Origin of the sequence: Pseudoalteromonas sp. CO325X, assembly GCF_004208955.1 — a bacterium.
GTDB lineage: Bacteria > Pseudomonadota > Gammaproteobacteria > Enterobacterales > Alteromonadaceae > Pseudoalteromonas > Pseudoalteromonas ruthenica.
The window spans coordinates 13,810-36,586 of the sequence record NZ_SGPG01000018.1 but is presented as its reverse complement, the minus strand read 5'-3'; the positions used below and the strand labels follow the sequence as shown (position 1 = coordinate 36,586).

Genomic DNA, 22,777 nt, shown 5'->3' with positions numbered 1-22,777 from the left:
CGTTAGGCTACCTCAGCCCGCTGGAGTATGAACAACAGTTTGCGTAATAACCTGTCTACTTTTGATGGGGAAGACCAATGTCTATGGGAGTTCAGTGAAAGTTTCAGCCAAAGTTACATTTTTGTATATCGAAAGACCCCCTCACGGGTTTAGGTATACCGGAAGCGTTTGGCCAAGAATTCACTATCTGGGTAATGTCGATACTAGTTGTAGGCTTATTTTTGAAGACGGTGTGGAGGCGTTTGATGGAGATACTGTTGAGTTAGCAATGGGCTTTTTGGATGACACTATTCATGAAGCAAGAATTTACAATGGAATGCCTTTTGAACTATTTGTGATGGATATCAAGATTGCTGAAGGCCAGATCCTGAACATTGAAAAATAGACATATAACAAGATGATAAAGGAAGTGGACGTCTTAAGGTTGGCTAGATGTTCGTTCCTCACAGTTTTTAGCCAATATTAATACGCCTCTTATCATGGCGTTATATTTCACGGAGGATTTAGTGCAATTCCCAGAACTTGAAACATCGCGTTTAAAGTTATCAGCTTTAAACGATAGTGATGCCAAAGCAGTATTTGAGTTATTTTCTGACCCATTAGTTACTCATTATTATGATCTAGAACCGTTTAGTGAGTTATCACAAGCACTAAAGCTGATCGAGTTTTTTCAATCACGGTTTGAGGAAGGTTCAGGTATCCGCTGGGCAATCCGCTTAAGAGAAACCAACCAACTGATAGGAACTTGCGGCTTTAATTCGTGGAACCCTAGAATGAAAAATGCAGTGCTTGGTTATGACTTGATGCCTAACTTTTGGGGTAATGGTTATACAACTGAGGCTGTCCATAAAATTATCAATGCTGCATTTTCTGGAGAGCTTGCATGTGGTGAGCTTAACCGTATTCAAGGTGATACCGTCCCTGGAAATGATGCTTCAGAATCTGTTTTAAGAAAAATAGGCTTTAAAGAAGAAGGTCTACGACGTCAAAGTGGTTACTGGAAAAATCAGTTTCACGACCTTAAATGCTTTGGGCTTATAAGATCAGAGTTCAGTGAAATATAACAAACGCATCAAAATGGACGTCTAACAGTTGGCTGGCGCTCATTTTTCGCTAATTTTAGCCAACTGTTATCCGCACTTTATGCGGGCGTTATACCACTAGGGCAAGTTTGTGCGTGATCAACTGAAAAATTTAACAGAAAAAGATTATTGGGTTTATGGAGTCACCGAGCCTGACTTTGATCATGCTATGAATATCGTTCGAGAAATGATTGACGCTCGTACTGAACAGTACAAAGCTGAGGAAGCTCGAGTAAGGGAAGAGAGTCCAGATGTTGCCGACGACATACTTGATGATGTTGCATACTACAGATACACAGATAATCAGTATCTTTGGCAATTTTCACTCTGGAGACTCCAAGGTCTTATTGAGGCAGTAATTGCTCATCAACTAGTTGAAACTAATAGTACTAAGAAGCTTTTTGGCCTCAAAGCAAAATTAGAAGCATTAAAAGGCATCGGATATAGCATTGAACAACAAGAAATAGATGAGCTTTTACTGTGGGCTAATTTAAGAAACGCCTTGTCTCATGCACCACCAGAGCAGTACAGGCCAGCTCCTTTGCGCGAAGAAGACATCGTTGAATATCACGAATTTGTCAAAAGTTTATATCTTCGCTGGCAAAAAGAGAAAGCCAATATAAACGTGGTATAACAAGTGCCTAAACCAAGGGACGCAAAACAGCAGGCTTGCGCTCCTTCGTCGCTAATATTAGCCTGCTATTTTGCGCCGGTTAGGCAAGCGTTATACGTATTGGAGATCTCATTGAAGCTCGTAGCATTATTTTTATCATACTTTTTTGCGACTATAGTGTTTGCATGTGGAGATCCTTCGACAGAAAAATTTCTTCCTTTCGCTAAGGTTATTAAAAATGGTGAAAGTAAAGATATGAAGTCATTTGAAGTTAACTTTCCCACTCAAGAAAGACGATTTTTCTTGAGCGATATGACAGCTATTTTGCCACAACAATTTCAAATTGAACTAAATCATAGTGATATTAAATATTATGAGGGTAACTATTATACTGCGTATGTAACAGTCAATGATAAAATCACAGAAAACCTTGAAATAGTTGCCAGCTACAATGCTCTAAATAAAGAGGTGACTTCGCTGGTTTTGTGCGGAAACTTTAAACGCTATAAATTAAAACAATTGTTGCAAGCGGCGATTCCAGAAGTACGCCCAATGGAACCACCAAAACCAATTATTGAGAAGTAAAATACGTATAACAAGGTAATTATGGATGGGACGTCTAAAGCTTGGCTGGCGCTCATTCTTCGCGATTATAGCCAAGCATTTATACGCCCCATATTACGGCGTTACCGAATAAATACGTTAACTCAATTCTGTCCAAAAATGAGGTGGTTTGAACGTCTGATTATTTAATTGGTTGTATGATGCACTAGCCGAACGACTGAAAATGCACAAAAGGGACACGCGAGGGTCAATATCTGGAAAATATGGGACTTTTTGTCATCTTTTACTTCAAACTCATGTCAACTTATACTTCCATGAAATCCAGATACAGCCCGGAACAAGGGCTCGTACTATATCAACTTATACTTCAAACAAGCTCACTGAAAAAGCACAGCTGGCTCTGTCCTCTAGCCAGCTGTTTCAATATCAATAGCCCATTATGTAACCAAACCAGTTAAAGCTCAGCGTGGGGGCCAAACACTTCGTAGTGTATACGATGATCACTCACCCCCAGGGCGATTAAGTGGGTTTTTACAAACTTCATAAAGGCCAGCGGACCACACACGTAAAAATCACCATCGTCGATGGGCAGTGTGATAGCACAGAAGTTCATGAAGCCGTTAAATGTATTTACCATGTCGCCTGGCTCGTGGTTATACCAGGTCGCATGTTGCCAGTGGTGATCAGCGCATAGCGTTGCGGTGCGCTGAGCGAACGAGTGTTGAGCACGGGTCTCGCAGGCATGGAGATAGGTTACAGGGAAGGGGTAATTACGTGCGGCTAGGGTTTCTAACATGGCTTGCATGGGCGTTACGCCTACGCCTGCAGATATTAATACCACAGGGGCTTGTCGGTCTTGCCAGAAAAAATCTCCCGTTGGCGCATGTAAGTCAACAATGTCGCCAAGTTTAAGATGATCATGTAGGAAGTTCGACATGACTCCTGTATGTTCACCCACTTCACGCTTGACCGAGATGCGGTAACTTTTGCCGTTTGCTGTGCTCGATAGCGAGTATTGGCGGATTTCGGTGTGGGCCGAAGTAGAGGGCTTAAGTTCAATAGCAAGGTATTGCCCGGGTTTAAAGTCCATCACTGCTTGCTGATCAACGGGCTCGAATGTAAAGCTGGTGACCAGCTGTGATTCCTTTACCTTGTGAGTCAAGCTAAAGGCGCGCTTGCCGCGCCAGCCACCGCTTGCTTGCTCGCGAGCTGTATAAAGTGTCTGCTCACGCTGAGTAAACAGTTGTGCCAACACCGTATAGGCAGCGCGCCAAGCCTGCTCAACCTCACAACTAAAGTGGTCACCTAGCAGCTCGCGCATGGTTTCAATTAAATGATGACCAACGATGTGGTAATCATCAGGCTGTATGTTAAAGCTCACATGCTTGTTAGCAATACGCTCCACAGCGTGCTTGAGTACAGCGACATTATCAAGGTTGTTAGCATAGGCCATTATAGCTTCAAATAATGCCACTTTCTGGCGTCCTGAATGTTGATTACTTAAGTTAAATACGTCTTTTAATTCAGGGTTATGGGTAAACATCCGTTGATAAAAATGTTCGGTCACTGTCGGCCCTGCTGCACTTATTAAAGGCAGCGTTGATTTAACCGTATTGATGTGGTGTGAAGATAACATGCATACTCCGCAAAGTTATTGGCGCGGTGCACTGAGCACCGGCCAGTAGGTGAACAAGAAAATCGTGAATGAAGCAACCCAAAGCGCGGCGCTCAAGGCCCAGCCTACAAATGCATGGCCAGTCAACGTCAGAGTAAAGCGCAGCAATGTAGCCCCAACCAAGCATATAAAAGCGGCTGTAATCTGGGGTTTAACGTTGAGTTTGCGCCCCGTGTGCCCTAACGAGACGCGACTTATCATCGCCAGGATCATCAAACCAATGGCTCCGAGGGTAATTAGGTGCAGGGCGTTGCTAAAGAGTAATGTGTCGATGTAGTAACTCAGACCTAGCGCAATAAGCCCGAGCCCCATAAAGGCGTATGCGCTATGCAGCGACCACAGCAAAGGCATGGTGAAGGTACTTAAGCTAGACCACGCTTTCATACGAATAAGGTGCACGCACCCTGTGACTATCAACAATATGGCTGGGGAAAAGGGCAATAATTCGAAGTGACTGGTGATAAACACAACCAGGCAAGTGACCGTGAGTGGCAGCTGTATTTTCTCTGCCCATATCATCGGTGTTTGGGTATCAATATTTGCACCGCGAGCCGTAAAAAACGGGATCACCCGGCCGCCAACGACCCCAATGAGAAGCGTAAACAGCAATACAGCTGAGCGGATAAGGTGCAACGCGATTAAATGCTCACCCATGAGCGCGAGCATCAAGGTGGCTGCGTTTAGTGTCGCCAATGCCATTAGCATGGGCACGAAAAGGTAGTTGCGCACATTGCCCGCGCTGAAAACGATACGCGTAAAGGTGAATACAATGACGGCCCACCATAAAAGCGACATAATTAACGCGGCGATAATAGTGGTGTGCGTGTTAATAAATACCAGTATACGAATACACAACCAAAGTAACAGTAAAGCTGCCACGGGGAGGCCCGTTATACTGGGCAACCCTGTCCATGTTTGCACCGCTGTCATTATAAAACCAACGGCGATGAGCGCTGCAAAACCAAAGATCATTTCATGACTGTGCCACAGCACGGCTGGCAATATTGGTTGCGGTAAAGTGATGAGCCCGGCCAGCATCGTTGCCCATAAGGCAATGGCTGTCGCCGCAAATAGCGCGCCAGTTAAGAAAAATGAGCGAAACGCTAATTGCCAAAACGGATGGTGAAAGCCATTTTGTTTATTGTCGGGCGTGTTGGGTTCTTGTATTTGCATTTAAAACACCCTGTAGCCCAAGCCATAAACGCCGACACAACGCACCACATACGCCAACTTAAAGATTGCCGCGAACACTATGGTGCCGATATGAGCAGTTATCTGCATGGAGATGGGTAAATATGAGTCGAAATAAAAGCTCATTAATAGGCTGCAAATCACGAGGCCAAGTGACAACACCATGCTCCAGTTAGCAGCAATAATGCATTTTTGAAAGCTTAACTGTGCCCCCTCGAGTGCATGATTAGTGGGAAGAACAAACTGCGAGTACATAGGCGCTCCTACAAATGAATCTATTGGAGCTATATCAAAACTAGTGCCATCTTTTTAACTTGTTGATAAATATAAGGTATCTAATGAATTAGATTGTTTTTGTGTCATTAAGACATACTTGTTATGCGTGTCTTAATGACTACAATGGAGTTAAAATGAACTCGGGCCACGTATATGAACCGCCTTACCGACAACCAGCTTTTGGAATTATCCATCACCCTCGCGCAGAGCGTCGCCAGTCAACAGCGCTTTGATGAATTGCTCAGTGCCATTCGTAAAGTGATCACCTGTGATGCCATCATGTTACTGGCTCACAAAGGCGACTATTTACAGCCTCTGGCTCATCAAGGGCTGAGCCATGAAATACTTGGGCGTCGCTTTGTTATTGCTGAGCACCCTCGGTTTGTTGCGATTTGTCAGTCATTAACAGCCACGCGTTTTCCCGCAGAGTGTGAACTGGCTGACCCATATGATGGCTTACTCACGGCCATGGAGGGCGACTTACCTGTGCATGCGTGTATGGGGATCCCGCTGTATTTCCAAAATCAGCTACTTGGTGTATTAACGTTGGATAGTCTATCTCCAGGGGTGTTTGATTCACTTTCAGAACGCTCATTGGCGTTAATTGCATCCATGGCCTCGGTGAGCTTACATACGGCACTGACTGTTGATTTGCTCGAGGCCAATGTCAGCCATTCACAAGAAGTATTGCGTGCTCTGAGCGTACCCAGTGCTTCAGGCTGTCCGGCGGAAATCATTGGCCAAAGCCCGTGCATTGATAAACTTAAAAATGAAATTTCCTTGGTGGCCCCATCCAATTACTCGGTACTTATTGAAGGCGAAAGCGGCACAGGTAAAGAGCTGGTGGCGCACAGTGTGCATCAGCAATCAAGCCGGGGTGACCAAGCGCTTATTTATGTCAATTGCGCGGCGCTGCCAGAGAACTTGGTAGAGAGCGAATTATTTGGTCATATTAAAGGTGCGTTTACCGGGGCTGAGCGCAAACGAGCCGGTAAGTTTGTCATTGCCAGCGGTGGCACCTTGTTTTTAGATGAGGTGGGGGAGTTACCCTTAGCTGCGCAAAGTAAGCTTTTACGGGCGTTACAAAGTAATGAGATTCAACCTGTTGGCCAAGATGAAGTGATAAAGGTGGATGTGCGTGTTATTGCCGCCACCAATCGTGATTTAAAAGCTGAGGTGGAAAGCGGGCGCTTTCGCAGCGACTTGTATCACCGCCTCAACGTATACCCATTAAAAGTGCCGCCTTTACGTGAGCGTATGGCAGACATCCCACTATTGGCTGGTTTCTTTATCGAGCGTGCAAGGCGAAAACTCGGTGTAAACCAGCTGAAAATTTCCCCAGCGCTTTTAGACAGACTCGCCCAGTATACTTGGCCGGGCAATGTTCGCGAGTTTGAGCACTTATTGAACCGCGCAGCATTAAAGGCCTGTGCCAAAGTACCAATACACAGCCGCCATGATAGCCTAGTGACTGTGACGCTCGGTGACTGCGATGAACTGCATGAGACAACGCAAAGAAAATCAGACCCGCTAAACACCGAGGAGAACACGCAAACGCCACTTCTATCAGATATAACGCCTGGCTCCATGACGACAGAGCAACCGATTAATTTGCGCCAGGCTGTGGATGATTACCAACGCCGGATAGTCAAACATGCCTTACAGGCTCATCAAGGCAACTGGAGCCGAACAGCCAAGCATTTAGGTGTTGATCGCGCCAACTTAATTCGTCTGGCTAAGCGTTTGCAAATACACGTTGAGAAAGTCGTGTTTTAAAAAAGGCGATGATTGACTTCGGGGTCACTAGCTAAAGAGCAGTCACTACTTAAATGATCATTAAAGAAAACGCTGTGTCGAAGAGGTTTGCTTAGTGTGACAGCATAATTAAGCAATAAAGTAGACGCTGCGCCCATGACTAAACTCGTTTTGTGGTGTCGCTTTTCAATATGTTTAACGCTATCTTTATTGAGCGTCTTGTTTGTTGTGAGAGTGTAAATGACCGAACTAAGTAAAATTCTCGTGATTGATGATGAGCCCATTAATACCCTTCAGCTTGAACATGCGTTGGCGGGGATAGGTGAGGTTCAATCATGTAACGAGAGCAGCGAAGCGATGGCGCTTATTGCCGATTTTAAGCCAGATATTTTGTTGCTCGATTTAGAAATGCCCACAATTAGTGGTTTTGACTTACTGGCCCAAATTCAATGCCAGCCCTCACTTTGTGCGCTGCGCATTATAGTTATCACTGCGCACAACGACCCGGAAATCGAAGAGCGCGCACTCGCGCTGGGTGCCATCGACTTTATCTCCAAACCTTTGAATCTTACGTTATGCCGTATGCGAGTAGAGAACCATGCCAAAGTGCGTGCACAAGAGCGAGCATTGGAAAAGACACAAAGGTTACTTGCGGCAGAAAAAGAGCATCTGCGCATTACCCTAGACTCTATCGCGGATGGCGTAATTTCGACCGATGAGCATGCCTTTATCACTTACCTGAACCCGGTCGCACAACGTTTGACCGGTTGGTCGCAAACCGCTGCTAAGGGACGACATATTGAAGAGGTGATGAAGCTAAGGGATGCCTCAACGAAAGAAGCGTCTATTAATCCTTTGACCGTGGCATTAAAAGAAAATAGGCCTGTGGCCATGGCAATAAATACTCAACTGGTCAGTAAACAAGGGCTGGAGTATCGCGTGGAGGACAGTGCTGCGCCAATCCTTGACGAACAACGTCAACAGCGTGGTGCCGTGATGGTGTTTCAGGACGTGAGTGAAACCCTCGCTATGTCAGTGCAAATGACCTACCTCGCTCATCATGATCAGCTCACCGCACTGCCTAATCGAGTACTGTTGCACGACCGGCTTACACAAGGTATTGCCAGAGCTTCGGCCGGCAAACGTAAAGTGAGCTTAATGCTGCTTGATTTAGACAACTTTAAATATATAAACGACGCCATGGGCCATCACATCGGCGATGAAATTATCGCGCATGTTGGCCACAGTCTTGACCGCTTTGCCTGTAGTGATATTACTGTTGCTCGTGTCGGCGGCGATGAGTTTGCGTTGGTGGTGCCGCAAGAGAAAAGTTCGTTCGGGTTGGAGGGGTTAATTAGCCAGTTGCTAGATGTCATCGCTAAGCCTTTTCGGTTGGGAGGTGAGCAACACAACTTGAGTGCCAGTGTGGGTATCAGCGTCTATCCAGACGATGCCTCCAGTGTTGAAGAAATGCTTCGTCATGCCGACTCAGCTATGTATAAGGCGAAACAAGCAGGGGCGAATAGTTACTGTTATTTCAGCGATGATTTACAACATGAAATGAACCAACGCTTAGCTGTCGGCTATACGCTTCGTGAAGCACTGGAGCAAAACGCGTTAGAAGTTCACTATCAGCCTAAATTTGACTTAAATACCAATAGCATTATCGGAACAGAGGGGTTAGTGCGATTAAGAGACGCAGATGGCAAGTTAATATCACCAGCTCAGTTTATTGAATATGCTGAAGAGTCAGGGTTGATTTATCGCCTTGGTGAACAGGTTCTAGAGCAATGCTGCCGTGACGCCAAAGCATGGCTCGATGCTGGGCATGCGCAGAAAGTAGCGGTTAATATATCGGCAAAGCAGTTTTCTGACTCTGCGCTGGTCGATACCGTTGCCGCTATACTTGAGAAAACTCAGCTGCCGAGTCGATATTTAGAGCTCGAGGTTACTGAATCTGCCCTTATAGACAGTTACGAGCAAACGGTCACTCAACTACAATCTATTGCCGATATGGGCGTAAGCATTGCTCTTGATGACTTTGGTACCGGCTACTCAAGCCTTTCTTATCTAAGGCTCTTCCCCCTGAATGTGTTGAAAATAGACCAATCTTTTGTGCGAGATATGCTGGCAGAGCCCCAAGCGTTAGATATTGTGACGGCTATCATAGATCTAGCAAATTCGTTAGGCTTGAAAATTGTCGCAGAGGGCATTGAAACCGAACCGCAAGCCAAAAAGCTCCGTTCTTTGGGGTGCGGCATTGGCCAAGGGTATTTACTGGCTAAACCTATGGTATCTGTGTCATTGTCACAATTATTAGAGCAACAAGCAGCAGGAACGCTATGCACCTAGATATAAAACCGCTTTCCCAGTGTAAAGTGCTGGTGGTCGACGATGATGAAATTGCGCGGCTAACCTTAGAAGCAATGTTGGAAGAGTACTTTGATGTCACTACATTGAGTGATAGTTCCCAGGTTTTAGCGCACTGCGCTGCTGAGATACCCGATTTAATTCTACTCGACGTTAATATGCCCCATATTAGTGGCTTAGAGGTCTGTAAAGAGCTAAAACAAAGCGCCTTGCTTGAACAAGTGCCTGTGGTCTTTGTGACTGGCACCTATGACACCCAATCGCAAAATGCATGCTGGGAGGCGGGAGCCAGTGATTTTATCGGTAAACCCGTTGCTGCCTCTACGTTAATTCACCGAACGCAAAATCACCTTGAAAATAAACTGAGACTGGAAGCACTCATTAAGCTCACATATAAAGACTCTTTGACAGGACTTTACAATCGCCACTACTTAGACGAGGAAGTCGTGAACTCACTGCGTCAATCGATGCGTGAGAGCAGGCCTTTTAGTGTATTGATGGTAGATATTGACCTCTTTAAACAATACAACGACCACTATGGCCATCCCCAAGGCGATGAGTGCCTTAAGCAAGTTGCGCAGGTGTTGCAACAGAGCTTGCGTAGACCCCATGATGTGGCGATACGCTTTGGCGGTGAGGAGTTCTTAGTGATCATGCCCTATACGGATGCAAGTGGTTGCGAATTTATTTGCAAGCAAATAATGAATAATTTAAGCGTAGCTAATCTTAAACATGACTATTCGCCGTCTTCGCGGGTGACCGTTAGTATTGGTGCTACAACCAGTAATCAGAACGCTGAAGTAGCCCTTGAAACACTGATAGCGGATGCAGATCAAGCCCTTTACGAGGCTAAACGAGCGGGTCGAAACCGGTATCAGTGTCTCGATTAAGTACTGCCAAGAGGGAAGAAAATTTTTCTAATTTAAGGGCTTAGTCTACACTTTGTAGCAAACTTAACGACAGGAGTCCGGTTGATGAGCTACTCTCCCACACGTCGGCGATTTTTACGTACCCTAGGTCAGGGGGCGGCGGTATCAACGCTTGCTCTCAAAGCGCCCTATGTCTTCGCAAAGAAAAAAGTCACCCTTAGGGTCATGGGCACACATGTGACCTTACAAGAAGAGCTACGCCAACGAGCGATGCGCGAGTTGGGTATTCACTTGGTGTTTTCCCCTATGGGCAGTGCGGCACTGTTACAAAAGGCAGCGGCAGACCCAAGCTCGTTTGATGTATACGAGCAATGGTCGGACTCTATTAATATTTTATGGCAAGCAGGCGCGATACAACCCATTGACGTTGATAGGTTAACTTACTGGGATGAAATTAATAACCTAACAAAAACGGGGCAACTGACCGAAAACGCACGAGTGGGGGCAGGGGATGCGCCCAATAAAATCTTGTATGTGCAGGATGATGGCCAATTAGGGCCGCAGACCTCAGACAAGGTTAGCTTTATGCCTTACGTGCACAACGTTGACTCCTTCGGCTATAACACTCAGCACATTGCTAAAGGCCGGGCTTATGAAACAGAGTCTTGGTCATGGCTCTTGGATGAGCAAAACAAAGGGAAAGTAGCGCTTGTCAATGCACCAACCATCGGTATTTTTGATGCTGCTTTGGCAGTGCAGGGCCAAGGGCTCATGACATTTAAAGACATGGGCAATATGTCCATTGCTGAAATTGATAAGCTGTTCAGTATTTTGCTTGCTAAAAAGCGCCAAGGTCATTTCTCTGGCTTTTGGACCTCCGTACCCCAGTCGGTCGATTTTATGAAAACGAACCGTGTGCATATACAAAGCATGTTTTCACCGGGAGTGAGCGCCTGCCGAGGGCAAGGAATCCCTGTGGTCTATGCAGCGCCTAAGGAAGGCTACCGGGCATGGCATGGGGTCATGTGTTTATCAGCACACACCTCCGGAGCTGTCAAAGACGCAGCGTATGAATATATGAATTGGTGGTTATCAGGTTACCCAGGGGCCTTTATTGCACGCCAAGGCTACTATATTTCTAACCCCCAGCGTAGTCAGCCATTGATGTCCAAAGCAGAGTGGCAATATTGGTATGAGGGTCATGAAGCCAGTATGGATTTGCGTGGCACTGATGGCAAGGTATCGGTCCGGGCTGGGCAAATACGTAACGGTGGCAGTTACACAAAACGTTTTTCTAATGTTGCGGTGTGGAATACGGTGATGCCAAATTACGACTATAGTCTTGATAAATGGTATGAATTACTCAATGCGTAAGGATAGGTGGTGATTGAATTCATATCTCGCTCCGTTGCCGCAAAAATTACTTTAGCATTGACGCTGGTGGTGGTTACATTGGTTGCCAGTTACCTTGTAATGGACCGCAGGCTAAAGAGTATAGAACGCTCTGTTGATGATATTACCGAAATCAGCAACCACGCTATCGGTATTTTGCGTATTAATAAAGACATTGTTGAAATGCAACGCGATATTTCGGTATATGGGGCCTCTGGGAGTATCGCCGTATTTGAAAAAATAGAGCAAAACTACCGCAGTATTCAGCAGCGCCTTGATATACTCGATGACGCCAGTGTAGCGCCTAGCGAGCAAACCTATATTGATGCAATGAACGATTTGGTCGAGCGCTATGGTAACAACCTCGCGGTGTTGACTAAACGCTACACCATCCGCAGCTCACTGATTGATGACGATTTACCAAGAATTTATCAAGGTGCCATTGACCGTCTAGAGGGCCTTAAAGAATTATCCACTAATACCGACGAGCTTCTTGCGCTCACCGAGGCAATAAACTCTTGGCACCGTTTGCACTATAACGCTCGATTGTTTTTAACAAAAAAAGATTATGCTAAGCGCCAAGAAGTCAGACAAATTATTAAGACGATTTTAGCTTTCGATCGCAATCTCAGTGCGCAGTTAGTGAATAAGTATCCAGAGTTAGTAGGCTCAATCGTGCCATTGGTAAAAGCGTATCAGAGCGCATTTAATAAAAGTGTGCAGGCCAACCGTAATTATTTCACCTTAGTTAATGTAGTGATGGCAGGAGATGCCATTGAATTTAGCGCCCTAGCGGATACATTAAGAGAGCAATCACTTGAAAGACTGCAGCAAATCAAGCATACGGCAGAGTCCAGTGTTTCGAATACAACTCAGATCCTTAATTTCTTGGGGATGTCGGCTGCACTTTATATTGTCGTTCTGGCGCTGTTTTTCCACTTTCATATTGCCAAAGCGGTGCGCAGACTGACCAATAGTTTTCGTTGTTTTTTACAAGGTGATTTATCTGCACCGATTACTGACACTGAACGCAAAGATGAAATAGGCGTCTTAGCTGGCGCTGCTAATCGTTTTCGCGAACTCAGTAAAGACTTAATTGTTGCTAAACAGGCAGCTGAGCGTACGAGCAAGGTGAAGTCAGAGTTTTTAGCCAATATGAGCCATGAAATTCGCACGCCCATGAATGGTATACTCGGTATGGCAAGGCAGCTTAGTAACACGGCATTAAGCCCAGAACAAAAACGCATGTTGGGTATGATTCGCTCTTCTGGCACGAGTTTGCTGGTGATCATTAACGATATCCTCGATTTAAGTAAAATTGAGGCTGGGAAAATTGAATTAGAATATCAGCCTGTCGAGCTTACTTCCCTTCTTGAGGAACTTCGTCACCTTTTTGCTGCGCAAACTGAGGCCAAAGGTGTTCAGTTATTTATTAGCGCAACACAGAGCGACAATAATCTTATTTTTGACGCAGATGAGACCCGGTTAAAGCAAATACTCATGAATTTGTTAGGCAATGCCGTGAAATTCACCGAAAAAGGCAGTGTGGCTTTGAATGTGACCATAAGCCAGCAAAAAGGCGATGATCTAACATTACTGTTTAGTATCTCAGATACAGGGATTGGCATAGCACCAGAGCATATCTCCTCGCTTTTTGAAGCCTTTTCTCAAGCTGATACATCCATTACTCGACGTTTTGGCGGTACGGGCCTGGGACTCACCATTACCAGCAAACTATTGGCGCTAATGGGAAGCGCTTTAAAGGTGGAAAGTGAGCTTGGCCAAGGTACGCATTTTTACTTTGAGCTCAGCACTCAAGTGAGTGCGCACAAGCAACAGACCGATGTAAGCTTGCAAGAACAGAATATCCACGAGCAAGACCTATCAACACTGAGCGTGCTGGTTGTCGAGGATAATGAGATTAATCAAGTGGTGACAGAGGCGCTACTTAATGAGTTCGGGATATCGGCTATCAGTATGGCAAGCGATGGGGAGCAGGCGATTGCCATGTGTGAGGCTGGAGCTTATGACATTATCTTTATGGACATGCAAATGCCAGTACTTGATGGCCCGCAGGCGACGCGCGTAATTAAAACGTTGCCCAGTTACGGCTCAGTCCCAGTGGTTGCGCTAACGGCCAATGTGCTATCGGCAGACCGACAACGCTGCTTTGATGCAGGGATGGATGATTTTCTTACTAAACCTATTGAGTATGAGCAATTGTCTGCGGTCTTGCGCAAGTGGTGCACTGACAGTGAACCGCTCTGTGATATAAATAATTAGCAGGGAAGTAAACATGAGCAAAGCAAAACACAGCAGTTCAAGAAAACTAAAGTCCGGTGCCTTTATATGGGCAGCGACCTTATTATTTGTACTTATTACCACTGCCACAGTGTTCATATTTGAAGGGAATGTAAAACAAAATACATTAAAGCAGATACGTGTAGACCGGGAGGAAACTGCGGAGCGACTTAAAGAAGTGGTGACTAAATCCGTTGCTAACTATAAGGCCAACCTGCGTTTTTTACATTCTACGCCGCCAATCTCTGGGTTGCCCCGAGCACATTTTAATAACGGCGTTGATGCTTATGATGGAACCACGTACACACAATGGAAAGAACGTCTCGAAACCATTTTTATCGGTTTTATGGAGAACAACCTTGCTGTAGAGCAACTACGGGTCATCGCCATAAATGCCGAAGGCAATGAATTGGTTCGTGTGCAGCGTCGTGGCGCTGCAGTGGAAGCCGTGCCGGATTATTCCTTACAGAATAAAGCGGGTGAAGGATATTTCTTACCCAGCTCACAGCTGGGGTTAAACCAAATTTACATGTCGCCGTTATCGTTAAATCGTGAATTTGGTGATATATCCTTCCCCTATAAACCTATGTTGCGTTTTGCAATACCTATTTACAGTGAGCAAGGCAAGCGGTTCGCGTTTTTGATTATGAATGTCAATGCCAACCAGCTTATCTCACAACTAGTAGAAACCACGTTTGATTATTCACATCTAGTGATCACCAGCTCTGAGGGGGATGTTATTTACCACCCCAACGAGCAGTATCGATTCACTCGTGATTTAGCTCCAGATATAACCTGGTCGTCGCTATATAGCAGGCCTATTGAGTATGAAAATACATACTTTGCAGAGCAACGCTTTTCAGAGCAACAGGGCGTGTATATCTATTCTGAAAAAGTACAAACTCGGCCTAACAATAAGTATGGGTTTGTTAACTTTAATGTACTCACTCCTGAAACCCACATTAACGGGATTATAAATGAGAAGCGGCTTTTAACTTATTCATTTTTAACCGTGGTTGTGCTGCTCTCTTCAGTTTTAATTGTTACTTTTCATCGCAGCGCCATTCGCAGTCAATTGCTTGCGGACGCGCGTCGTGAGTCCTCAGCGATTGTGGAGGGTTCGATTGATGCCATAGTCGGTATTGATTTAAAGGGGCAAATAACGAGTATAAATCATGCTGCTGAGCAGCTGTTGGTTGTCACTAGCCAAGCTGGAATTGGTAAATATTACGAGCAACTATCGCTGTTACAAAAACTACCGGTGGAAAAGTACATTACTGATTTGCAAACATCGGAAACACAGATAAAAGATCAGTGTGAAGTGGCTATTGACGAGCGTGCTTTATATTTGGCTATTTCGGTTAGCCCCGTCGTATCTGAATCTCAAGATTTAATAGGTATTGCGCTCATTATTCGCGATATCAGTAAAGAAAAAGCGGCAGAGCTGAAAGTCAAACGCCTAAATTCTGAATTAGAGGCCAAGGTCCGACAGCGTACCCAAGCTCTCGCGCAAGCTAAAGATGAAGCCCTAAAGAATAGTGATATCAAAAGCGCATTTATTTCTAATATCAGTCACGAACTACGTACCCCTCTTAACGGTGTGATTGGCACGCTCAACATTTTAAAGCGCGAGCCACTGCCCGAGAAGGCTAAGAAATTAACCGATATGATGGAGCTAAGCGCGTCTAACTTAAGGCTGCTGATAAACGATATTTTAGATTTATCAAAAATAGAAGCCGGAAAGCTCGATTTAAATGCCAAACCTTTTGACCCCGTGTCGCTACTGGAAAGCTTGGTTGAGTCCTGTGCTGCTCGTGCCTATGACAAGGGGTTGGAAGTGTTTATCGATACCCAGCAGCTGTGCTTCACGCAGGTAGTGGCCGATCCTCTTCGCTTTACGCAAATAGTGAATAACCTTATCAGTAACGCCATTAAATTCACGGAACAAGGGTATATTCGTGTCATTGCTACAGGTGATGTCATTGATGGCCAATCATATCGTTTACAGGTTAGTGTGGAAGATAGTGGTATAGGGATTAATGAGCAGGCACAATCGCAGTTATTCAAGGCATTCAGCCAAGCCGATGGCAACATTGCCGCACGCTATGGGGGAACGGGCCTTGGGTTATCTATTTGCAAGCAATTATGCCAATTAATGGCCGGAGATATTAGTGTAAGCAGCCAAGAAGGTGAAGGCAGCACGTTTAGCTTTTATATCTCCATGCCCTTAGAAAGTGTCGCGATAGCGCAAAAAACAGCCTATTTCGCTGACAAATCCTGTGCGGTGATCTGTACCTATGAGTATGCACGCGCCCATGTACAACGCTTGATTGAAGGCGAAGGAGGGCGTGTTCACACTGATATAGAACAGGTATCCAATGGATCACTAGGGTGCGACTTTATCTTTATCGATGGTGTTTCTTACAGTGTAGAAGAGCTAAGTAAGGTGGTCACCAAGTGGCAGCAAGACTGCCCACAAGCCCAACTTGTATTGCTACAGCAACCGGGTACGGGATCGCCAAAAAGCCTCAGTGTTGATGTTGTTACAATCAGTAAGCCTTTGACTCACAGCGACTTGTTAAGGCTCATAGGCGCAAAAGAGGTCATACCCTCAACGCGCGGACAAAATGATGCTAATGAGCGCGCTGATGATATCTCTGAGGAGTTAATCCAGCGCATTAGTGGTTGTCGAGTGTTGATAGTTGATGATAATGAAATCAATGTTGAAGTGGCGTGCGGCGTATTAAATACTTTGCCAGTAGAGCTTGAAAAAGCGTATAACGGCAAACAAGCCATTGATATGTTGCAAAACAGTGCGCGCGAGGGCAAAGCCATTAACTGTGTGTTGATGGATTGTCAGATGCCTGTTCTCGACGGTTACCAAACTAGCGAGCAAATTCGTGCGGGTGTCGCCGGTTCTGAGTTTACCAATATTCCCATCATTGCGATGACGGCAAATGCCATGATGGGTGAGCGAGAGAAGTGCTTAACAGTGGGCATGAGCGATTATATTAGTAAGCCTATCAACCCTGATGAGGCACTGGAAAAAGTCCTGCACTGGGGGTTATCAAATTATGACAATTATTCTCAGCCCCAGGCAGGTGAGCAACTTAGTCATACGCAAGACTCCGAACAGCCTCTCTGGGATAGAAACGCGGCGCTTTCTCGGCTATTAAATAAAGAGGTGTTGCTGAACAAAATATGCCGATTGTTTATCAAAACCGCGCCGCAAAAACTGGTTCAACTGCACCAAAACCTTAGCGATGAAAATCATGAACAGGTGCGTCAAGTGGCGCACTCGTTGAAAGGCCTATGTGGCGAAATTAGTGCAACAAGGCTACACCAGCTGCTAGATGAAGTTGAACAGCACGCTGGCAAAGGAAACCTAGAGGTGCAGGCCCAAGTGCAGGAAATCGATAATAGCCTACCTGAGCTTATTGCAGATATTGAGCATCATTTAGAAGTGTCTGACTAGATATTGCTGTTAAGTGGCTTGAGCCCATGCAGCGGCAAATGCACCTGCTATAAATTGAAGGCCGCAATGGCCAGCCTGCATATAGTTCGGTGCTGGTATCTCTTTTTTAGCTGTTTTGCGCTGTTTCTAGCTCTTAATCTTTTTATAGATTTCATCGGCCTCGTAGGTTAATTGTGAATAACCGTGAATGTTGCCGTTGCGCTGGGCATGCATGGCTTGTTCGAGCTTCTGCGCGTGTTGGTGTTCAAGTTTTTTGCTGGGATTCGATTTAAACCATGAGAACATCGGCTGACTCCTTTTTTATTGTTCAGATTTGTACGGGGCCTAAACCCAAAGAGTTTAAAAATCATCTATATTTTTCATCAGTGGCAATATTTTTCACACCATTAAGGAGCACGAATGCCCGGAAGTTACCCAGATAAAATACGTGAACTGGCGCTCTATGATGGCCGTTTTGATGCCTACCAATTAAAAGCGCAGGGCTGCGACGTGTTATTTGCTTCATACCCCGCAGGTACCACCATTGCAGCGCACACCCACGACACAGACAATCATGGAGTGATTATAAAAGGTGAATTAATACTGACGATGAATGGTAAAACGCAGCGCGTTGGTGCAGGGCAGTGGTATTGCGTACCGGCTCATGTTGAGCATGAGGCGCACTTTGAAGTGCAGACCGATGAGATTGAGTTTTGGTTTAACGTAGAAAAAGAAAAATAAATTCACCCCTTTTTGTTTCCCCCGGCGTTTTGTTGCTAAGCCCGTTTAAATGGGTGTGTTTTCAAAAGGGGATTACTATGCAACAAACGCAAACTTTTCATAATCAGCTCTTCGCTCCCAGCGCAAAAATATTGGCGTGTGTATTTCTTGGTAGCGCGGTGACCTTCGCGATATTCTTATTTATGGTGTCTTTACTCGATGGCCCTGCCAGGGTGCCTGATGCGCCGAAGGAGTATCCCATCGTCGAGATCCTCCAGCCCAAAGAGCCAACCAAGGTCATTGAGAAAGCGAAGCCGGTGCCGCCCAAAGTACCACCGCGACCGCAGCAGCGTCCACAAGTAGCGGCTGAGCCTGCCTTTGAGGGCCCGGGGACAATAGCGGTTACCCCTGATGTACCTGCACCTTCGACTCAATTTGATGCTTTTCCAAGTGCGGCACAAGGCGCGGCAAGACCTTTGGTAAGAGTACCACCTCAATATCCACCGCAGGCGGCGCGCGAGGGTATCGAAGGGTTTGTGGTATTAAGATATGATATCTCCGCAACGGGGGCGGTAATGAATGCCGAAGTTATAGACAGCGAACCCAAACGTATTTTCGACCGTCATGCCTTAAAAGCACTGCGTAAGTGGAAGTTTAACCCCATGCTTGATAACGGTGGTGCGCAAGTACAGCGCAATCAACAAGTAAGGTTAGACTTTAATTTGCAGCAATAAAGGGAGAGCGGCAACTGCGGTTGTCGCACCAAGGAGTCGTTATGATAAAAGCCGCAGCGGCTTGGTTTTTAAAGCCAAAGTTACAACAAAATGAGCCGTTGAGCGATGAGCAGTTAGTGCACCAAGCACTCAAGAGGGATGCTCAGAGCAAAGCGGCGAAACACGCGTTAATATCGCGCTTGAGCGACGATTTACTTTACTTTGTGCAAGCGCAACTAGGCAGTGTGATTGACGATACGCACACCCGTCGGCAACTGGCATTAGATATGCTGCAGGAAATATGGCTAATGTGGCTCTCGCATCCGCAGCGCTATCAAGATCAAGGTCACGGCAGTTTTAAAGCCTGGCTGTTTCGTGTTGCTCGAAATCGCGTAATCGATTATGCCCGTCGGGTCAAAGTGACGTTAGATATCGATACTGATGAAATAGCTATCACCTTGAATATAGACCATCAGCAGGTTGATAGACTTATTGCTGATGCCGAACTAGCCCAGTTATCAGCGGCCATGCAGCAGCTGCCGTTTCATCAAAAAGAGGCGCTGATGCTCCAACTCGAGGGGTTCAGCTTGGGTGAAATCGCGACCATTACTCACACCGCCAAAGAGAGTGTCAAAACCCGTTTACGCTATGCCAGAGAAAAGCTGGCGATAGTACTGCAAGCAGGAGCAAAGAATGACTAAGTTAAGTGACGAGCGTTTACACCAAGCGCATCAGCGGCAAAAGCGAGAGCAGCGATTAACTGATACTGAAAAGAAGCAGTTGCACCACACCTTGTTTAAATCAAGGCACATCAAGCAAGCATGGTGGATGCGAACACAGTGGCTCATGGCTTGTGCCGCTGTGTTTGTGCTCGGCGCGATAAGTTGGCAGCAGTATCATGGGCCGGCACCGAGTACTTACACCTTGGCGTCTTATCAGCGTATTGAAATCTATGACTTGCAAGGCAGTGAGCAGCGCGTGCGTGTGAGTGCGGTGGTGCCCAGAAAAATTCGCAACATTGAAGATGCTGAGCGTCAATTAAGCGCGCAGTTACAGCGCCAACAACTTGCTTATGGTGCGGCAATTGAGGGTGAGTACCAGCGTATAGCGCGTGTTGTGCACCTTGATGATGATTGGCTACTTGCTGATTGCCAAGAGCAAGTACTGCTTGCGTTGAGTGCCCCATTATTGGCGCGTTTAAAAACGCCGGCGAGGATGCCTGAAAAGGATATGCTTATGCAGTTAGAGTTTAATACTCAAGGCCAGCTCGTTGCCGTGCGTGGCGCACCGAGTCAATCATGTGGGTAGAGAGCGAGGCAAGCAGCGATGCTACTTGCCGACATTTTATAGCGGGGTGTAGGGAACATATTTGGCCAGTTCAACCTGGAATTGTTCGACACCATCTTTGCCTTTGTACATACGCACCATCATGTAATTCATTTTTGGTGCAAACCAAGCGATTGCTTGGCGCTTATCGTTATCGTAAAGGCGCTTTACCTTAACTGTTTCTACATTGCCAATAGGCAAGGTGATGGTTTCAGTGCCGACAACCTCAAAAGCATATTCGCGACTATTACCTTTTTTATCCACTATGGGGTAGGCAAATCGCTCTTGTCCTTCAGCTAATGCTTTGCGCAGGGCTATTTGGTAAGACAGTACATCTTGATAATCTGCTTTCCAAGGGCAATCGAGCGCGTATTTAGACTCATTACTGAATACTTGTTGATTGCTGTGATCGAAGCTGATTTTGTACTCTTTATCAGGGCCTGTACCGGTGCGCTCCATGGTGTAGTAAATAGGCGTTACTTCGCCATCGGTAAACTGAAAGCGACTGGTTTCTTCACGTTCGTCGGAAAAAATCATCCACTCTATATCGCTGCGGTAACTCAGTTGGTAGTGGCTATCGTCAATACGCGTGAGTGCGCGCCTGGCTTTACCGTGGCGTTCACCTTGGCGAGTGACATGGTACTCCGCGCTGTATTCAGTAAGGGCAGAGGTTGCATCGCTGGCTTGAGATTGCGGCTGTGCATCAGCGGCGAAAGAGCCGCAGCCTAAAGCTGCGACCAATAAAATATTAGCTGTCCAAGTACGCGTTAAGGTCGGCACCTTGGCTAGGAAGGGTGTTGTTATCGAGCACTGCATAGTTATCTTCCATCGTCAGTCGTTGTTCGCTGAACCACTTTACTACCAACGGATAGATTATATGTTCTTGTGCATGGACTTTTTGTGCCAGCGTTTGTGCTGTGTCACCATTTTCAATGGGCACTTGGGCTTGGACAATCACAGGTCCGCCATCGAGCTCCTCGGTAACAAAGTGAACGCTAACGCCATGCACTTTATCGTTTGCATCTAGTGCGCGCTGGTGGGTGTTCAGCCCTTGATACTTAGGCAACAATGAAGGATGAATGTTCAACATTTTTCCTTTAAATTTTTGCACTAAGCTAGGGGTTAGAATACGCATAAATCCAGCTAATACAACACAGTCTGGTGAAAAACTATCAATAAGCTCACCCAGAGCCACATCGTATTCATCGCGAGAGGCAAAAGCTTTATGGTCTAGTACTTCAGCGCGGATCCCGCTATTGCGAGCGCGTTCTAGGCCATAGGCGTCGGCTTTGTTGCTGATCACCGCGCATACTTCAGCGGGAACATTTCCCGCTGCACAGGCGTCAATAATCGCTTGCAAGTTTGAGCCGCTGCCCGAAATCAATACTACGAGTCGGGCATGGGTCATTACTTACTTCCACCTAGAATTTCTACTTGCTCTTCATCGGCGCCGGCATCTTGAATTTCACCGATGTGCCATGCGTCTTCACCTGCGTCTTTCAGGATGCTTAAGCTTTGCTCTAGTTTATCGGCTGGCACGGCAATAACCATACCGACACCACAGTTGAAGGTGCGGTACATTTCGTGTGTTTCGATATTGCCGTTTTCTTGTAGCCAGTTAAATACCGCAGGCCACTGCCAGCTATCGCCTTTGATCACGGCTTTAGCTGATTGTGGTAATACACGGGGGATATTTTCCCAGAAGCCGCCACCTGTGATGTGTGAAAGCGCATGCACATCAACTTGTTTAAGTAGCTCCAGTACCGGCTTAACATAGATGCGGGTAGGTTCCAGTAGATGCTCGGCAAGAGGTTTGCCCGCAAATTCGCTGCTGGTATCTGCGCCCGACACTTCAAGTACCTTGCGGATCAGTGAATAGCCATTGGAATGAGGACCACTTGAGGCTAACGCAATGAGTTGATCGCCAGCTGCGACTTTGGTGCCATCGATAATGCCTTGTTTTTCCACCACACCAACGCAAAAGCCAGCCATGTCGTAGTCATCACCTTCGTACATCCCTGGCATTTCTGCAGTTTCACCACCTATAAGGGCACAACCTGAAAGCTCACAGCCTGCGCCAATACCGGTGACCACATCGGCGGCGGTATCAACATCTAACTTTCCAGTGGCGTAGTAATCTAGGAAAAATAATGGCTCCGCACCTTGGACAATCAAGTCGTTGACACACATTGCCACAAGGTCAATCCCTACCGTATCGTGCTTTTTTAGGTCGATAGCGAGGCGCAGCTTAGTGCCAACACCATCAGTACCAGCGACAAGAACAGGCTCTTTGTAGCCAGAGGGGAGCTGGCAGAGCGCGCCAAAGCCACCAATTCCGCCCATCACTTCAGGGCGTTTAGTCTTTTTAACAACGCCTTTAATGCGCTCAACGAGGGCGTTACCAGCGTCAATATCGACGCCAGCGTCTTTGTAGCTAAGAGACTGTTTTTGTTCGCTCACAGGTTTTCCTCAAATA

At 46.2% G+C, this 22,777-nt stretch carries 21 protein-coding genes; 14 read left to right on the top strand and 7 right to left on the bottom strand.

Annotation, left to right across the window (positions count from 1 at the left end):
- Positions 1 to 94 precede the first annotated feature (94 nt).
- From EXT46_RS09455 to EXT46_RS09440, 4 genes are all read left to right on the top strand, one after another.
- Positions 95 to 385, top strand: a complete 291-nt coding sequence (locus tag EXT46_RS09455) for a hypothetical protein (RefSeq protein ID WP_045979740.1) — start codon at positions 95 to 97, stop codon at positions 383 to 385.
- A gap of 121 nt (positions 386 to 506) precedes the next feature.
- A complete protein-coding gene (locus EXT46_RS09450) occupies positions 507 to 1,064 on the top strand; it encodes a GNAT family N-acetyltransferase (protein WP_045978484.1) in 558 nt (185 codons plus the stop codon).
- Between the two features lie 109 nt (positions 1,065 to 1,173).
- Entirely contained in the window at positions 1,174 to 1,716 is a 543-nt protein-coding gene (locus EXT46_RS09445) for a hypothetical protein (protein WP_045978456.1), read from the top strand.
- A 111-nt stretch (positions 1,717 to 1,827) separates the two neighbouring features.
- Entirely contained in the window at positions 1,828 to 2,280 is a 453-nt protein-coding gene (locus EXT46_RS09440; RefSeq protein ID WP_045978455.1) for a hypothetical protein, read from the top strand.
- Between the two features lie 433 nt (positions 2,281 to 2,713).
- Here the strand turns inward: EXT46_RS09440 and hmpA are convergent, their stop codons facing one another.
- The 3 genes from hmpA to EXT46_RS09425 are packed head-to-tail and all read right to left on the bottom strand — an operon-like array spanning position 2,714 to position 5,380.
- Positions 2,714 to 3,895, bottom strand: coding sequence for an NO-inducible flavohemoprotein (gene hmpA, locus EXT46_RS09435; protein ID WP_045978454.1), 1,182 nt, complete (start codon positions 3,893 to 3,895; stop codon positions 2,714 to 2,716).
- Positions 3,896 to 3,910: 15 nt separating this feature from the next.
- The gene (locus tag EXT46_RS09430; protein ID WP_130146883.1) at positions 3,911 to 5,107 is read right to left on the bottom strand and encodes an NnrS family protein; all 1,197 of its coding nucleotides are present in this window, start codon (positions 5,105 to 5,107) and stop codon (positions 3,911 to 3,913) included.
- The gene (locus tag EXT46_RS09425) at positions 5,108 to 5,380 is read right to left on the bottom strand and encodes a hypothetical protein (RefSeq protein WP_022945157.1); all 273 of its coding nucleotides are present in this window, start codon (positions 5,378 to 5,380) and stop codon (positions 5,108 to 5,110) included.
- Positions 5,381 to 5,554: 174 nt separating this feature from the next.
- Between EXT46_RS09425 and norR the strand changes: the two genes are divergently transcribed.
- From norR to EXT46_RS09395, 6 genes are all read left to right on the top strand, one after another.
- Positions 5,555 to 7,177, top strand: coding sequence for a nitric oxide reductase transcriptional regulator NorR (gene norR, locus EXT46_RS09420; protein ID WP_053910929.1), 1,623 nt, complete (start codon positions 5,555 to 5,557; stop codon positions 7,175 to 7,177).
- A 219-nt stretch (positions 7,178 to 7,396) separates the two neighbouring features.
- The gene (locus EXT46_RS09415; RefSeq protein ID WP_130146881.1) at positions 7,397 to 9,508 is read left to right on the top strand and encodes an EAL domain-containing protein; all 2,112 of its coding nucleotides are present in this window, start codon (positions 7,397 to 7,399) and stop codon (positions 9,506 to 9,508) included.
- Entirely contained in the window at positions 9,499 to 10,416 is a 918-nt protein-coding gene (locus tag EXT46_RS09410; protein ID WP_130146879.1) for a diguanylate cyclase, read from the top strand. The genes EXT46_RS09415 and EXT46_RS09410 overlap by 10 nt, the downstream gene beginning before the upstream one ends.
- 84 nt (positions 10,417 to 10,500) lie before the next feature.
- Positions 10,501 to 11,769: an extracellular solute-binding protein gene (locus EXT46_RS09405; protein ID WP_130146877.1), complete on the top strand. Its 1,269-nt coding sequence runs from the start codon at positions 10,501 to 10,503 to the stop codon at positions 11,767 to 11,769.
- A 9-nt stretch (positions 11,770 to 11,778) separates the two neighbouring features.
- Entirely contained in the window at positions 11,779 to 14,070 is a 2,292-nt protein-coding gene (locus EXT46_RS09400) for an ATP-binding protein (protein ID WP_053910925.1), read from the top strand.
- A gap of 13 nt (positions 14,071 to 14,083) precedes the next feature.
- Positions 14,084 to 17,563 carry an ATP-binding protein gene (locus EXT46_RS09395; RefSeq protein WP_130146875.1) on the top strand — a complete coding sequence of 1,160 codons (3,480 nt, stop codon included), beginning with the start codon at positions 14,084 to 14,086 and terminating at the stop codon, positions 17,561 to 17,563.
- A 126-nt stretch (positions 17,564 to 17,689) separates the two neighbouring features.
- Here EXT46_RS09395 and EXT46_RS09390 read toward each other — a convergent pair whose 3' ends face one another.
- Positions 17,690 to 17,848 carry a DUF6435 family protein gene (locus EXT46_RS09390; protein ID WP_130146873.1) on the bottom strand — a complete coding sequence of 53 codons (159 nt, stop codon included), beginning with the start codon at positions 17,846 to 17,848 and terminating at the stop codon, positions 17,690 to 17,692.
- A gap of 114 nt (positions 17,849 to 17,962) precedes the next feature.
- Here EXT46_RS09390 and EXT46_RS09385 point away from each other — a divergent pair, with 114 nt between their 5' ends.
- The 4 genes from EXT46_RS09385 to EXT46_RS09370 all read left to right on the top strand — a co-directional run bounded on the left by EXT46_RS09385 (position 17,963) and on the right by EXT46_RS09370 (position 20,283).
- Positions 17,963 to 18,283 carry a cupin domain-containing protein gene (locus tag EXT46_RS09385; RefSeq protein WP_130146871.1) on the top strand — a complete coding sequence of 107 codons (321 nt, stop codon included), beginning with the start codon at positions 17,963 to 17,965 and terminating at the stop codon, positions 18,281 to 18,283.
- A 77-nt stretch (positions 18,284 to 18,360) separates the two neighbouring features.
- Positions 18,361 to 18,996 carry an energy transducer TonB gene (locus EXT46_RS09380; RefSeq protein WP_130146869.1) on the top strand — a complete coding sequence of 212 codons (636 nt, stop codon included), beginning with the start codon at positions 18,361 to 18,363 and terminating at the stop codon, positions 18,994 to 18,996.
- A gap of 41 nt (positions 18,997 to 19,037) precedes the next feature.
- Entirely contained in the window at positions 19,038 to 19,676 is a 639-nt protein-coding gene (locus tag EXT46_RS09375; protein ID WP_130146867.1) for an RNA polymerase sigma factor, read from the top strand.
- The gene (locus EXT46_RS09370) at positions 19,669 to 20,283 is read left to right on the top strand and encodes a hypothetical protein (RefSeq protein ID WP_045978444.1); all 615 of its coding nucleotides are present in this window, start codon (positions 19,669 to 19,671) and stop codon (positions 20,281 to 20,283) included. Before EXT46_RS09375 ends, EXT46_RS09370 begins: the two co-directional genes overlap by 8 nt.
- Positions 20,284 to 20,319: 36 nt before the next feature.
- On the opposite strand, the gene EXT46_RS09365 is transcribed toward EXT46_RS09370, so the two are convergent.
- From EXT46_RS09365 to purM, 3 genes are read right to left on the bottom strand one after another with little or no spacing between them, the layout of a single operon-like run.
- Positions 20,320 to 21,117, bottom strand: coding sequence for a DUF3108 domain-containing protein (locus tag EXT46_RS09365; protein WP_081604421.1), 798 nt, complete (start codon positions 21,115 to 21,117; stop codon positions 20,320 to 20,322).
- Positions 21,050 to 21,709, bottom strand: coding sequence for a phosphoribosylglycinamide formyltransferase (purN, locus tag EXT46_RS09360; RefSeq protein ID WP_130146865.1), 660 nt, complete (start codon positions 21,707 to 21,709; stop codon positions 21,050 to 21,052). The genes EXT46_RS09365 and purN overlap by 68 nt, the downstream gene beginning before the upstream one ends.
- A complete protein-coding gene (gene purM / locus EXT46_RS09355; protein WP_130146863.1) occupies positions 21,709 to 22,761 on the bottom strand; it encodes a phosphoribosylformylglycinamidine cyclo-ligase in 1,053 nt (350 codons plus the stop codon). The genes purN and purM overlap by 1 nt, the downstream gene beginning before the upstream one ends.
- Between the last annotated feature and the right edge of the window lie 16 nt (positions 22,762 to 22,777).

Excerpts from the sequence above, each read along its gene's own strand:
- EXT46_RS09380 (WP_130146869.1), top strand. The coding sequence starts at position 18,361 with ATGCAACAAACGCAAACTTTTCATAATCAGCTCTTCGCTCCCAGCGCA.
- EXT46_RS09395 (WP_130146875.1), top strand. The coding sequence starts at position 14,084 with ATGAGCAAAGCAAAACACAGCAGTTCAAGAAAACTAAAGTCCGGTGCC.
- EXT46_RS09425 (WP_022945157.1), bottom strand. The coding sequence starts at position 5,380 with ATGTACTCGCAGTTTGTTCTTCCCACTAATCATGCACTCGAGGGGGCA.
- EXT46_RS09405 (WP_130146877.1), top strand. The coding sequence starts at position 10,501 with ATGAGCTACTCTCCCACACGTCGGCGATTTTTACGTACCCTAGGTCAG.
- EXT46_RS09410 (WP_130146879.1), top strand. The coding sequence starts at position 9,499 with ATGCACCTAGATATAAAACCGCTTTCCCAGTGTAAAGTGCTGGTGGTC.
- EXT46_RS09370 (WP_045978444.1), top strand. The coding sequence starts at position 19,669 with ATGACTAAGTTAAGTGACGAGCGTTTACACCAAGCGCATCAGCGGCAA.
- purN (WP_130146865.1), bottom strand. The coding sequence starts at position 21,709 with ATGACCCATGCCCGACTCGTAGTATTGATTTCGGGCAGCGGCTCAAAC.
- norR (WP_053910929.1), top strand. The coding sequence starts at position 5,555 with ATGAACCGCCTTACCGACAACCAGCTTTTGGAATTATCCATCACCCTC.
- hmpA (WP_045978454.1), bottom strand. The coding sequence starts at position 3,895 with ATGTTATCTTCACACCACATCAATACGGTTAAATCAACGCTGCCTTTA.
- EXT46_RS09375 (WP_130146867.1), top strand. The coding sequence starts at position 19,038 with ATGATAAAAGCCGCAGCGGCTTGGTTTTTAAAGCCAAAGTTACAACAA.
- EXT46_RS09385 (WP_130146871.1), top strand. The coding sequence starts at position 17,963 with ATGCCCGGAAGTTACCCAGATAAAATACGTGAACTGGCGCTCTATGAT.
- EXT46_RS09415 (WP_130146881.1), top strand. The coding sequence starts at position 7,397 with ATGACCGAACTAAGTAAAATTCTCGTGATTGATGATGAGCCCATTAAT.
- EXT46_RS09365 (WP_081604421.1), bottom strand. The coding sequence starts at position 21,117 with ATGCAGTGCTCGATAACAACACCCTTCCTAGCCAAGGTGCCGACCTTA.
- EXT46_RS09430 (WP_130146883.1), bottom strand. The coding sequence starts at position 5,107 with ATGCAAATACAAGAACCCAACACGCCCGACAATAAACAAAATGGCTTT.
- EXT46_RS09390 (WP_130146873.1), bottom strand. The coding sequence starts at position 17,848 with ATGTTCTCATGGTTTAAATCGAATCCCAGCAAAAAACTTGAACACCAA.